This is a genomic window from Shewanella basaltis (assembly GCF_023283885.1).
GTDB lineage: Bacteria > Pseudomonadota > Gammaproteobacteria > Enterobacterales > Shewanellaceae > Shewanella > Shewanella basaltis.
Window position 1 is genome coordinate 1 of the sequence record NZ_JAKILA010000017.1, and the last position, 12,865, is coordinate 12,865.

Sequence of the window (12,865 nt, forward strand, 5' to 3'; positions counted from 1 at the left end):
TGGTCAAAGGGGATCAGAAACTGGGATGAAATCGGTGAAGTGGAGTTAAATCCAGAGAACAAAAAAGAAGCAGCTTAACAGCTTAGGCGACAACTACCTTGAAAAACGCCGTTATTGTTGGTACCGTTACTGAAGCCTCAGCAACATTGTTTTGTATCAACATCATTTGATATCAGAAGCACAAATGACAAACTACAGCTAATGATGGTTCACACATTTGTCGATTAGCTTCCGCGTGTATGTATGCAGTTATTAAATCCAAGATAGTTGCTTTAATCTCGTCCACGCAGATTCGACATGCTGCCTTGTCATTAACTGCTTTTTACGATCATTCCAATGTTGGATTAAATTGAAAGCTTGCTCTGGCGTATTTGCGCCTTCATTTTTAGCAAGCCAATGCACTGTAGACAATAATTCCACTCCATAAGGAGATTGATAACCATCAATTAAATCAGCAACACTTTGAATTTGTGAGTTTATCGTCGAATCTGCTTTGTCTAAAAACAGCTTAGCTTCAATTAATGCTTCTTCTACTGGCGTGATTTCAGCTTCAACCACACCATCACCAACACCTTGAATATAGTGGCCGTCCATACGTTCAAGTGCATGCCTTAATGCATCAGCATAGGGGCCATAATGATGCTTTACAAAAGTCAGTTTTAAATCCTGGCCAGCAACTTGTAAAAAATAGGCCAGTTTTTGCACTTCAATTTTAGACAAACCATAATTAACACTTTTATAGGTTTCCAACAGTGCAAGTATGGCGGCCCTACCCGGTGTCATTTTTGGCTTAGATGTGTTGGTCACTAATGACGTCGCCTTAATTGATCCAGTTGGTTCAAATAAACGCACTTCCAATGAAGGTAACGCTGATAAATATTGTATAACCAAGGGTTTTACGTCAGCCCAAAGCAAACCGCCATTGCCACAGCCTAATGGCGGTATAGCGATTGAACTAATATTGTGTAATGTAATTTGATTAACTAAATCTGCAAGCCCGCTTTCAATATCTTCAATTCGTGAGGCGCTGCGCCAATGGCCTTTGGTAGGAAAGTTAATGATAAATTGAGGGGTCGCCATTGGGCCTAACTCAAAAGTGAACATTTGCCCTAGCTTGACTTCACCCGCCTTACAAGCGGCTGCATAAGCTTTAAAATTATTTGGCCACTTTTTCTTAAACTGCAGTGCAATGCCCTTGCCCATCACACCAACACAGTTAACGGTATTAACAATGGCATCAACATCTTGTTGCTGTAGTAAGTCACCTTCTACCGATTTAATCACCATGTTACTTCCTAAAAATACCAATCTTTCATTATCATTACCGGCAAGTTTACCCCAAATTGCTCCAAAATAGCATGAACTTGTTGAGCTTTAACCTCATTAAAAACGCCTATGCGGGTCATCCAACTTAAGGGGACTTGTTGTTTTATTAAAAACTCAGCTTGACGTTTTTCCATACGGTCGATGTACCTTGGATTGCTGTGTACGTCTTGAAAATACTTACAAAAGCCATCAAGAGTGGGCGCTTCAGTAAGCGTCTGCCAATCGATAACAGAATGTAATATGGTTAGATCTGTATATGCTTGGCTATAAGCTTTTGTGGCATTACGATCATAAAACACAAAATCTTTTAACCCTTGCTTTAACGCTGTCTCAATGGTCAATTCAAAATAGATTATATCTGTTTGGGCATAATTACACCCAACTACACGACCATGGTGAATAGCCGACAACATAGGTGAGCGCGGTGCAAAATAAAATGGTACAAATTCATGAATAGCACCGCCAGGAGGATTAATTACGGATTTCTGAGCTCTAGTATTTTGTGCGCCAGAATGCGCAATATTGTGATATTCAATACCTAAACTCTCACTTTTAGATTTACTGGCTAACTCACCCTGCTGAAATATCATGGTTAAATTATCGAATGCAGTAATATGGAACAAGCGAACGGGTCTAGGCATTGTCATCAACGTGCTCCTTTTAAATTAACGCTACCAGGCATGGTTAAACTATTAACAAAGCGAGATTTTTTCTTTGTTGCTGTTAAATATCTTATCCACTCGCGCATTTAAAAAAGTTGTTTGAGTGTTAATTTCTTTTTTCAAATCACCTGAATAAATCATTGAGGTTTCCATATTGGCATACACACCAGCTCGAGAAGCGCTTAACCAATTAAAAGACCCAACACACATATGATGACTATCTGACATGACTATTTTACTGTGGACTCCACGGATAACAGCGACGTCTACGCCTTCACTAGCGAGTTTTTCGCAGCATTCAATAAACGTTTTTTCTTTTTCTGCATTAAATTGATTATTAATTGTGGTATTAAAATGCCAATCAGTAAAAAGCCTTATCTTTACCCCTCTGGCTACGGTCTCACAAATCGAGGAGTAAATGCCAGTGTCTAACAGTTTTTGATAACTTACCCAAGGCGACACAATAACTATTGACTCTTTAACGTGCTTAAGCAGCTCAATTAAATATTGGTCGTGTTCAAGAGCATCATTTATCAACCTTGTCTCTACACAAAATCTTAATAAATCTGTTCGTTTACTGACTTTAAATACCAGTTCATTTTCAGGCTTTGCGAATAAATATTTTGCAAGAATTGCTCTTGGAGATCTAGATGATGCTGCAGATAGCACATCCAGATCACCAAACACTAAAAAGCTGTCTTTAGCGCGTGATATAGCAACATTTAACATGCTTGTTGAACTGTCAATAAATTCGCCATTACTATGTCTTGTATACACGGGTGAAAAAATAACAATTAATCTTTCTGCACCTTGTAACGCATGTACAGTTCCTACGGTAAGTTGCCCTTGTTGTTTTCCGGTTTCAATACCATGAAGTTTACAAGCTTTTTGCAGTTCATTCACTTGAGCAGAAAACGGGGTAACTATGCCAACAATATCCTCAAGCGGTTTGTTATATGTTGATTCTAGCTTGGTTTTATTTTGTGCCAGCCAATCGGCTATCGTCTTTGCTTCAAGACGATTAAAACGACTGCCACCAAGTTGTTGTTCAGCTCTGCCATCAATGTGTAGATGACCAAAAGCAGGAAACAAAGTATCTAAAGCAAGTCCCCTTTTGGGTTGTAAAATACCCTTATAACAAAGCTCATTACAAAATGAGATAATGTCATCAAAGCAGCGTCTGTGCTCGCGCAAATACATTCCAGCCTCCATTTCTGCTTGATAACAATACTGACTCGCTGCCTGTGCTATGTGCATAACACTGCCATTAACAACACTTCGGCCATTCGCCTGTACAGCTTCATAGTCCTGTCGCTTTTCAAGCAAACTTGCATTGAATAAATTGCCTATATCAATACTGCCTGAAATCGAACGTACGGGCTCTATCTGATGAATATCGCCAATCACTAAAGATTTTTTAGCTAAAGAAAACGATGCACCTGCCACATCAGGAGACACCTGCCCGCCTTCATCTACAACTAATAAATCGATAAAATCAAAAAGATACTCAGAGTCGAATTTACCGTTATTAAACGCAGAACAAGTCATATGAGCAGGCAAAGCATGAAAGGTAGAGACAATACAGGGGGTAATCATCATGCGGCGATACCACCTTGGCACCACGGTTGTTCTTCCTGTTTTAGTCTTTATTTTATTTAAATCATCACCAAGCTCGCGGTTCTCTATTAGCCAACAGGCTTCCCAATAATGTACCGCTAAGCGAAACATCACAAAACGGATAGCGGTATCGGCTTTTTTATCGACAGCATTTAGATCACACAATGAATCTTTATCTAGGCCTATTGAGTAGGCTAACGCTTGCCATTGCGACTTAACTTCGTCTCTTTTTTCAAGCAGTTGCTTTTTATCTTGATATTCTTGAAGCAATTGTTGATAGCTGTGTTCGTGTTGTTGTATCGCTTTTTTAAGGTCACTTTCTGCTTGTTCAAAATCTGGACTAGTCAGCGCGACTAACGAGCTAATGTCATCATTAAATGTCGTGATATACAGTTCACGCAGACGGTTTTTTTTGTCTCTAACAGGTTTAAGCCAGCTAAAAAGAGATAGCCAAATTGATTCATTGGCCAAAAAGTGTTGCCATTGTTTTAAAGCACTTTTTATATTTGTTGATTGTTGTTTATGATAATGACTCAGATCTTTTAATAGCATTAAATCATGTTCTGGTGCGGCACCTATCATCGCAAGTATTAACGCATTGGCCTCACACAACTCAGACCAAAGAGATTCAATACGCTTTAAGCTTGACTGACATTGCAATAACTCAGTATGAAGGCGGGCTTTAATCTCAACAAGTGCCAGTACAGTGTCTGAGTTAAAATACGCCATCGCATGTTGTAAGAAATAGTGCTCTGCACGGTCAAGATAATCTATATCTTCTATTTCAGCGAAAAAGCTTTGAGTTTGATAGCTTTTTTGTGCCTCAGCTAAACGTGTGGCTGAAGGAAAATATGCACCATAGCTAGTAATATCTGGCAACCAGCGACCACTTAAGGCCCCTTCTCCTTCAGAAAAGTCTTTTCCAAAAGCATCAATAATATTAGTGACTGCTTGATTATTGGTAGACGCCGCAACAATAATCGGCGGATTATTTTGCTCCAACGCTGCCTTTACCCAAATGGAGGCCACTACTGAAAGTAAATAGGTGGTTTTGCCAGTGCCAGGTGGGCCATTAACTGCCAGTATGTCGCCATGATTCATCGCTAAAGAATGAGATAAGGCATCACGCTGCGCATCAGCCAAGCAATACTTATCACTTGAATGCCCTAACCTCAGGCTCACAGACTCATAAAAATCAATACAGGGTTTATGATTGACATTGGCAGTTGTTGAATAACGACTAAAAAGGGCTAATTCAGGTTTAATACTGGTAATTGAGTCATAAAGTTTAAGGATATTTGCTGACATGCCAGACACTGAATCTACTGGTTGTATCCACGAGTAATTGGCTATCGAGTAAAAATCTTGAATATCTGTAGAGCCCAATCCTTTACACACTTCCTGATACAGTAAGCTGCAATGGTCAATAAATGCCAGCCAGTCTTTTTTTATATCCGTTAACTTTTTCTCATCAAGTTCATGTGGCACCTGGTCTTTAGCAAAGGTTTTTAGCTGATGTGTCGTAAGGTGAACATCAAGATCTGCCACGGTACCAACGGTAAACTTAATATTATCTTGGGGATGCAATAAATCTCTGGGCACAACGGCTGGGCCTGAGGGGAAAAGGTAGCCTTGCCTATTGACCCACATAGGGCAAGCTAAAGCTGTGAGTATTTCAGGCAAGTTGCCTTGATGACTTTTTCCGTGTTGTAATGTCAGCACTATTACATTGGGCCGATATATTACCTTTACTGCATTGGTGTCTTGTGCGACATCTTTAAACAGCTTTTCTACTAGCTTTGCAGGTAATACACCCGTTTGCCTGACATCTCTGTCGACCTCTAAAAAAGATTTACATTCACTTGCCTTTAATGCCCCTTTGCCTGATTCTGCATCAGCCAGCGAGTTACGCCAATAACTCGCCCATGGTAAATAACTCATTGAACTCATGTAATTATAAAATTCCTTTTAGCATATTGGTTTATTCCTTCACCCAAAAGTTAACCTAGCAAAGTGAAACGGGTTACACCGCCTGTTCGACGATGGCGTCGGTGAGATGGAGTTGAGTTGTTTGGGCGTCACTTAAACGAGTTTTGAGTTGATCGCACAGTGCCATTAGCTCATCGACTTTAGCGACGATGCGGTGTTGCTCCGCTTGCGGAGGAAGACCTAAAGTTAAAGATCTTAACTTGCCAAGAGAAACAAAAGGTTGCGCACCACCTGATGCTTGATTTTGAAGTTCAAGGGCTAATTCTTCAGTAAAAATTTTTATATAGTTGGGTAAAGTAGCTGATTTATCGATAAATTTAAATAAAGCAACATTCTTAATACTGAATGGCCGTGAATCTTTGACTATTACTTGGTTACCTATATTGCCACCAATCATGGAAAATAAAATATCATCAACTTCAACTAGTGAACGTTTACTTATTTCATCATGATCAGCTTTAGATATTCGACGTGCATTTTCAAAATCTATTTCTCCATCTATGAAGTTTTTACTTGTTATTAATGGAATAGTGTTACTTCCAAGTGCGTCTTTCGGTGAATCATGAGTCCCGTCTCTGACATCAAGCGCATCTTGTAGATAGCACCACTCCCATCCCTGTGGCAGTTCAAACGGCTTTTCTTCGTCGGTGATGGCGGGCAGTGGTTTCTGTTTTTTAATTTTACCGTCTTTAACCAGCTGTGCTTTTTCCGCTTTGATCCGCTCTAGTAGCTTGGCGGCGGGTTCGTCGTTTGGATCTTGTGGTACCAACTTGCCCATGACGGCGAGTTGGAGGATGGTTTGTTTTAGGGTGTCGATGCTGGCTTCTGTGGTGAATAGCGTGTCAAAGTGTTCGGCGACACGATGCCAGCTTTCTACAAAACTATCATTAAATGCAGGCTCAAGGCTGTCAGCAAAAGAAGACTCAGGGCTGGCTGAATGGCTATCTGCTGGCTGAGTAGTGTTAGGCTGTAACAGTGCATTTAACAGAGTTTCCACTAAGGTTTGGTGTGCTGCAATGCTGGCTTCTGTTTGCGCTTCAAGGGCATCACACAAGCTCATCAACTCGTCGACTTTAGCGACGATACGATGTTGTTCTTTTACAGGAGGTAATGCAATTGGACAGGACATTACCTGCACTTTTTTTAAGTTGGATTGCTTTTTACCATCGTTATAACTAAGCAAATATTTGTTACGGTCTAACGCTATCATCAAATAACGCATGTTTAACTCTGGTGAGGATGACAGTCCACAAATTCGCTGATTTAAAGTATATTTATTGTCTTCTTCAACGAGATAACATCTCGCTAATGCTCTTCCATTAGGAACATCACTCATAACCATCGCAATATCAAAACTACTTAATGGTGTTAATCGTTCAGTAGAATACTTCTTAAACGTGCCATTGCTTGAAACAAACTTTGAGTTTATCAATACGAAATCTGATGTATTTGTTACGTATTGTTCATGAGCTTTTCCATTCAAAAACAATGTGATGCCCTGCAGTTCACACCACAGCCAATGAGCTGGCAATTCATAATGAAACTCTGATGGCTCAAATACAGATTTATCACGCTTTAAAATAGGCAAACTCTTTTTTCCTATTTTATTACATAGGTAATTTTCTATACGTTCATATAAGTATTTAGCTGGCTCATCTTCAGCGTCCTGTGGAACCAATTTACCGCGCACGGCGAGTTCTAATATCAGCTCGCGCAGTTTTTTAATACCATAGAGTGAAAACTTGTTCGAAGTGCCACGCCCTGCTGAGGATTTTTGCTCGATGGCGGTCGTCCAAATATCAATGTTCTGGGTGATTAAGCTTTCTGCTGTTTGCTCAGATGGACCGTCGTGGGTAGGTGTTGATAAATCAGTCATTACTTGCCCTCACCGTCTGCTGTTGATGGTGACGTTAATGCGGCTGACAAAATGCCTTTTAGTTGATCCCGCAGTGCTTGAATATCGGCTTGCTGCTTGGCGTAATCTTGTAATAACTCTTGCGGGTCATGACTGATGACTTCGCCCACATGAGGGTTTTTAATGTCGAGGTTGTAATTACGGGCAACGATGTCATCGATTGATACTTTCCAGGCTTGCTCGTTTTCAACCCGCGATGCAAAGCCGTCGGCCTCATTGCCCCACCATTCAAGTTCTGTTTCAAACTCTTCAAAGCGCATGGGCTTGGTTTTGTTATAGTTTTTTACCCCTTCTGGGTATGGATGCTCGTAAAACCACACATCTTTGGTTGGCGTGCCTTTGGTGAAGAATAAAATATTAGTTTTAATGCCGGTGTAGGGATTAAACACCCCATTAGGTAAACGCACTATGGTGTGTAGATTACATTCATCCATTAGCATTTTTTTGATTTTGGTTTTAACGCCTTCACCAAACAAGGTGCCGTCTGGTAACACGACTGCGGCTCTACCATTCTTTGCCAATACTTCAATAATCAGCTGTAAAAACAAGTCGGCGGTTTCACGGGTTTGGAATTCACTAGGGAAGTTTTTTTCAATGCCGTCTTCTTCGGTGCCGCCAAATGGCGGGTTGGTGATGATAACGTCAACTTGCTCGTCCCAACTTGAAAGCGGTTTGTTTAGGGTGTTGCCGTGTCTAATTTGCACTGGTACTTCAATGCCGTGCAACATCATGTTGGTGGTACACAATAAATGCGGTAACTGCTTTTTCTCCACACCAAATATTTGCTGTTGCAGGGTTTGATGGTCGTCTGCTGTTTTAACGTAGTTGGCTTTAACGTGGTCAAAAGCGCACGCTAAAAAGCCGCCGGTACCGCACGCAGGGTCCATGATAGATTCACCAAGCTGGGGATCTGTTACTGCCACAATAAATTTTGTGATGGCACGCGGGGTGTAAAACTCACCAGCGTTACCGGCACTTTGTAAGTCTTTTAATATTTGCTCGTACAAATCACCAAATAAGTGGCGCTCGTTTGAGTCGGTAAAGTCAATCTCATTAAGCTTGTTAATCACCTGGCGCAACAGAGTGCCGTTTTTCATGTAGTTAAACGCATCTGAAAACGCCGCTTTTACCACAAAACCCCGTGGGTTTTTATCTATTGGTGCAGTGAGGTTTTTAAGCTGTGGGAATAGCTCATCATTTACAAAATCAAGTAACTCATCACCGGTAATGCCTTCATTATCAGCCGCCCAGTTGCGCCATAAAAACTGTGCGGGAATTGGCTCACGGTAATCGTCTAGTTCTAGCTCTAACTCTTGTTCTTGGGCATCAAATACTTTTAAGAACAGTAACCAAGACATTTGCCCAAGGCGCTGGGCGTCACCGTCGACACCGGCATCTTTACGCATAATATCTTGGATGGATTTAATTGCTGAACTGATAGACATAATATTCTCTTTTAGTTAACTACAAGCTGGATTAAGTGATTAACCCAACCTGTTAAATAGTGTTATTACGGGGTGCTGCTGTGCGGTAATCGTTAAGCTGATTGCTGGTGAAGTTGATAAATCTGCGCTTCTAATTCACTGATAGCTTGGTCGTATTCATCCTTACCGCCAAAGCCTTTTTTAACAATCTCACTCAAATTGCCATAGTCGGTAAACGGGGCGACTTTAAGCACTTGTATGTTTTCAATTTCTTGCACGCCGACATCGGCATATTTTACCAGTAAGTTTTGCAGTACTGCTTGTGCTGTGGCTGAATATTTAGTGAAGTAATTGCGCTTTTGGACATTGTTTGCACGATCTTTTCGAGTCAATGGGGGTTGGTCGTAGACTACGTGGCAAATCATATCGAAAGGATCCATTTCTTTACCGACTTCGTCCTCTAAAGCCGACCAAATAATACCTTCTAGGGCCAGTTCATCAATTACCGCTTGTTTGCGGTCAGACTCATTCCAACGCTTAACAAATTCATCGAGTGAGCTAAATTGCTTGGCCATGGTTTTACGGGTGTAATCTTTAAAGGATTCAGTGACTAATTTGCCGTCGCTGTCGTAATATTGCACTCGTTCAGCTACTTTGCTGACAGTCACACCTGACACGCGGTATTTGTTGATTTTACGGGTTTCGCCTTCGTCCCATTCACCTTCATCAAAGCTGCCATCGCCTTGAGGATTATTTATGGTGTCACTTTGAGTCGTATCAGATCCATCATCTTGGTATTCACCTTGATTGTCTGCCGTACCGTTATTACCAGTTAGATCGTCGTCAACAGGGTCAATATCAACATTTTCATCTTCGATGTCTTCAGGTGTAACCTTAATGATTTTTTCTGGTGTTCCATCAAAGCGTTCGTCGGCAAATAACTCAGTGGCCTTTTTAAAGTCGAGAATGGTAAACCACAGCTTGCCGTATCGGTCGTCAATGCGGGTACCACGGCCAATAATTTGCTTAAATTTAGTCATGGACTGAATGTTTTGATCTAGCACTACTAATTTACAGGTTTTAGCATCAACACCTGTGGTCATAAGCTCAGAGGTGGTGGCAATAACAGGATAGGCTTTTTTGGGATTAATAAAGTTGTCTAACTGTGCTTTGCCAAGCTCATCGTCACCGGTGATTTTCATCACGTACTTTTCATTCTTGGCCATTTGCTCTGGGTTAAGATTGGCAATAGCACGGCGCATGCGATCGGCGTGGTCAATATCGTTACAAAACACGATAGTTTTTGCCATCGGGTCGGTGCGCTTTAAGTAGTTGGTAATGGTTTCGGCAACCAATTGGGTGCGTTCATCAATTACCATGGTGCGGTCGAAGTCCTTTTGGTTATAAATGCGGTCTTCAATCACCTCACCTTGATTATCAACTTGGCCTTTAGTTGGTCGCCAACCTTGTAAATCGACATCAATATCGACGCGCACGACTTTGTATGGCGCTAAAAAGCCATCTTCAATCCCTTCTTTAAGCGAATAGGTATAAACAGGATCACCAAAATAATCCGTGTTAGATACTTCATCGGTTTCTTTAGGGGTTGCGGTAAGGCCAACCTGGGCCGCGCTTTTAAAGTACTCTAAAATTTCACGCCAGGCACTGTCTTCAGCAGCGCTACCACGATGGCACTCGTCGATAATGATTAAATCAAAAAAGTCTGGGTCGACTTGTTTAAAGGCTTTTTGGTGCTCTTCCGGACCGGTTAATGCTTGATAAAGCGCTAAATGAATTTCAAATGCAGGATCAACCGTGCGCCCAGTAATTTTGGTCATTGAGGTGCCGAAGGGCTGAAAATCATTAATGCGAGTTTGATCAACCAGGATATTACGGTCGGCTAAAAACAAGATGCGCTTTTTAGCGCGGGACTTCCATAATCGCCAAATAATTTGAAATGCCGTATAGGTTTTACCCGTACCGGTTGCCATCACCAGTAGCACCCTATCTTTACCGGATGAAATGGCTTCAATGGTTTTATTAATGGCTTGCAGTTGATAATAACGAGGGTGCTTACCCGTGCCATCATCATAGTATTCTTGATTGATAATGGGTAATTGCGCTGGGGTGTAGCCTTTCCAAATACAGTATTTAGTCCAAAGCTGTTGCGGCGTTGGAAAGTCTTCTAAGCGGATTTCTGTTTCAAGTTGATGGGCTTCATGAGTGCCTTGACTGTTTGTGACCGCATGGGTTTTGTCATGAAAAACGAAGCCATCGCCATTGGATGCAAAAACGAATGGCACATCAAGCAAGCGGGCATAATCTAACCCTTGCTGCATCCCTTTTCCAACTTCATGTTTATTGGCTTTAGCCTCTATAACCGCTAATGGCATACTGGGTTTGTGATACAGCACAATATCAGCAGACTTTACTGTTTTACGCACGCCCATTTGTCCGCGCACAATCACTTTACCATCACGTAACTTCACCTCTTGGCGAATTTGCGTCATGTCATTCCACCCAGCGCTTTTGATAGCTGGCATGATGAATTTGCTAATGATATCGGTTTCGGTAAGCTTGGCTTTATTGATGCTCATATGAATTCTAGGTCCTTCTAGCACAGCAACAAACTGCAATTGAAATTAGTTTGCCACAAAGTAGCTCAAACACCAATGATTACATGCTGATACAGTCACTTAAATCTAAATAAAAAGGTTCAGGCACTAACAACACTGAGAGAGTGAAAAGCCACATGTGTGACAAACGGACTCTACCTCATTGCAACTCAGTGTATTAGGTTGTAGTTAATACAGACTGTAATTTAATGAAGATAATCCATGCTGGTGAATTGTTATATCGGGTCTATAGTTAGCAATGGAGTTTGTTTGTTATAACAAAGTTGACACTAAAGATAGGAAGCGTACAATAAATAATGTTATAACAATGTACCTACTGAAGAGGTGATAGATGCGCACTCAAGTACGAAAAATCGGTAATAGTCTCGGCAATATAATCCCTGCCGCTTTCATCAAACAACTCGGCTTAGTTGAAGGGGCTGACATTGAGGTTAAAGCCGATGGAAAGAAAATTATTATTGAACCAATTAAACGTCAAAAGAAGCGCTTTCCGTTCAGTGAACGAGAGCTATTAAATGGTTTAGATGCACATACAGCTCATGCTGATGAGCTGGCGTTAGTATCGGGTAAAGAGTTGGGTGAGTAATGGCTCAGTATATACCTAAACGCAATGAAATTATTTGGCTAGATTTTGAGCCAGTGAAAGGTAAGGAGATCGGGAAGTATCGCCCTGCATTAGTCCTTTCAAGTAAAGAATACAATCAACAAACGGGGTTGTTAATTTGCTGCCCTATTAGTACCAGCATTCGAGGTCAAGCTACCGAAGTGCCAGTAAATAACCTTGATAAACCAAGTGTTGTAGCTTCAAGTTTGATCCAAACTCTTTCGTGGAAAGACCGCAGTGCTAAGAAAATTACCACTGCTGAAAATGGTGTAATGGAAGATGTTTTGCTACGGCTTATCCCGTTGATTGGGGCTGAATCGTTATTCGATGAATGACGAAGGGAAATCATGGCTTATAATTATCGAGCTAGCGGCCTAATTTTGCGAATAATATTATAAGGTCAATGTCATGAGCACCCCAACGAAACAAGTGATTCTTCGCGTTTAAGTATAAAGATTATTATCACTCGGTTTGATCTGATTTGCTGCAGTGTGTTTTACAACAAATCCTACGCTACATAGTGATACATTACCTCCCCCCCTCATAAATACATTTATCAATGTTGTGCTATCCCAGTTTAATGTTCAACTTTATTACATAAATGTGTAACCGTTCACATATTAACTATAATAATAACGATTCTCATTTACAGAGTGATTTGGCTATCGATAATGGGGTTAATTATTAACAAT

General features: G+C 41.0%; 8 protein-coding genes. 2 read left to right on the forward strand and 6 right to left on the reverse strand.

All coding sequences use genetic code 11. The features are described 5' to 3' along the window. Positions 1 to 252 precede the first annotated feature (252 nt). The 6 genes from darG to hsdR form a co-directional block, all read right to left on the reverse strand. On the reverse strand, positions 253 to 1,287 hold the full coding sequence (gene darG / locus L2703_RS12610; RefSeq protein WP_248971445.1) for a type II toxin-antitoxin system antitoxin DNA ADP-ribosyl glycohydrolase DarG: 1,035 nt from the start codon (positions 1,285 to 1,287) through the stop codon (positions 253 to 255). Positions 1,288 to 1,295: 8 nt separating this feature from the next. Continuing rightward, positions 1,296 to 1,973, reverse strand: a complete 678-nt coding sequence (gene darT, locus L2703_RS12615) for a type II toxin-antitoxin system toxin DNA ADP-ribosyl transferase DarT (protein WP_248971446.1) — start codon at positions 1,971 to 1,973, stop codon at positions 1,296 to 1,298. A gap of 45 nt (positions 1,974 to 2,018) precedes the next feature. After that, the gene (locus tag L2703_RS12620) at positions 2,019 to 5,555 is read right to left on the reverse strand and encodes an AAA domain-containing protein (protein ID WP_248971447.1); all 3,537 of its coding nucleotides are present in this window, start codon (positions 5,553 to 5,555) and stop codon (positions 2,019 to 2,021) included. Between the two features lie 73 nt (positions 5,556 to 5,628). Further along, positions 5,629 to 7,470: a restriction endonuclease subunit S gene (locus L2703_RS12625; RefSeq protein ID WP_248971448.1), complete on the reverse strand. Its 1,842-nt coding sequence runs from the start codon at positions 7,468 to 7,470 to the stop codon at positions 5,629 to 5,631. Then, complete coding sequence (locus L2703_RS12630; protein WP_248971449.1) at positions 7,470 to 8,954, reverse strand: type I restriction-modification system subunit M; 1,485 nt, start codon at positions 8,952 to 8,954, stop codon at positions 7,470 to 7,472. Before L2703_RS12630 ends, L2703_RS12625 begins: the two co-directional genes overlap by 1 nt. 92 nt (positions 8,955 to 9,046) lie before the next feature. After that, the gene (hsdR, locus tag L2703_RS12635; protein WP_248971450.1) at positions 9,047 to 11,530 is read right to left on the reverse strand and encodes an EcoAI/FtnUII family type I restriction enzme subunit R; all 2,484 of its coding nucleotides are present in this window, start codon (positions 11,528 to 11,530) and stop codon (positions 9,047 to 9,049) included. 370 nt (positions 11,531 to 11,900) lie between these two features. Here hsdR and L2703_RS12640 point away from each other — a divergent pair, with 370 nt between their 5' ends. Next, the gene (locus L2703_RS12640; RefSeq protein WP_175078322.1) at positions 11,901 to 12,155 is read left to right on the forward strand and encodes an AbrB/MazE/SpoVT family DNA-binding domain-containing protein; all 255 of its coding nucleotides are present in this window, start codon (positions 11,901 to 11,903) and stop codon (positions 12,153 to 12,155) included. After that, positions 12,155 to 12,508: a type II toxin-antitoxin system PemK/MazF family toxin gene (locus L2703_RS12645; protein ID WP_248971451.1), complete on the forward strand. Its 354-nt coding sequence runs from the start codon at positions 12,155 to 12,157 to the stop codon at positions 12,506 to 12,508. The genes L2703_RS12640 and L2703_RS12645 overlap by 1 nt, the downstream gene beginning before the upstream one ends. Positions 12,509 to 12,865 lie beyond the last annotated feature (357 nt).

Bases quoted from the DNA above. Each gene is read 5' to 3' on its own strand.
- darG (WP_248971445.1), bottom strand. From the start codon at position 1,287: ATGGTGATTAAATCGGTAGAAGGTGACTTACTACAGCAACAAGATGTT.
- darT (WP_248971446.1), bottom strand. From the start codon at position 1,973: ATGACAATGCCTAGACCCGTTCGCTTGTTCCATATTACTGCATTCGAT.
- L2703_RS12620 (WP_248971447.1), bottom strand. From the start codon at position 5,555: ATGAGTTCAATGAGTTATTTACCATGGGCGAGTTATTGGCGTAACTCG.
- L2703_RS12625 (WP_248971448.1), bottom strand. From the start codon at position 7,470: ATGACTGATTTATCAACACCTACCCACGACGGTCCATCTGAGCAAACA.
- L2703_RS12630 (WP_248971449.1), bottom strand. From the start codon at position 8,954: ATGTCTATCAGTTCAGCAATTAAATCCATCCAAGATATTATGCGTAAA.
- hsdR (WP_248971450.1), bottom strand. From the start codon at position 11,530: ATGAGCATCAATAAAGCCAAGCTTACCGAAACCGATATCATTAGCAAA.
- L2703_RS12640 (WP_175078322.1), top strand. From the start codon at position 11,901: ATGCGCACTCAAGTACGAAAAATCGGTAATAGTCTCGGCAATATAATC.
- L2703_RS12645 (WP_248971451.1), top strand. From the start codon at position 12,155: ATGGCTCAGTATATACCTAAACGCAATGAAATTATTTGGCTAGATTTT.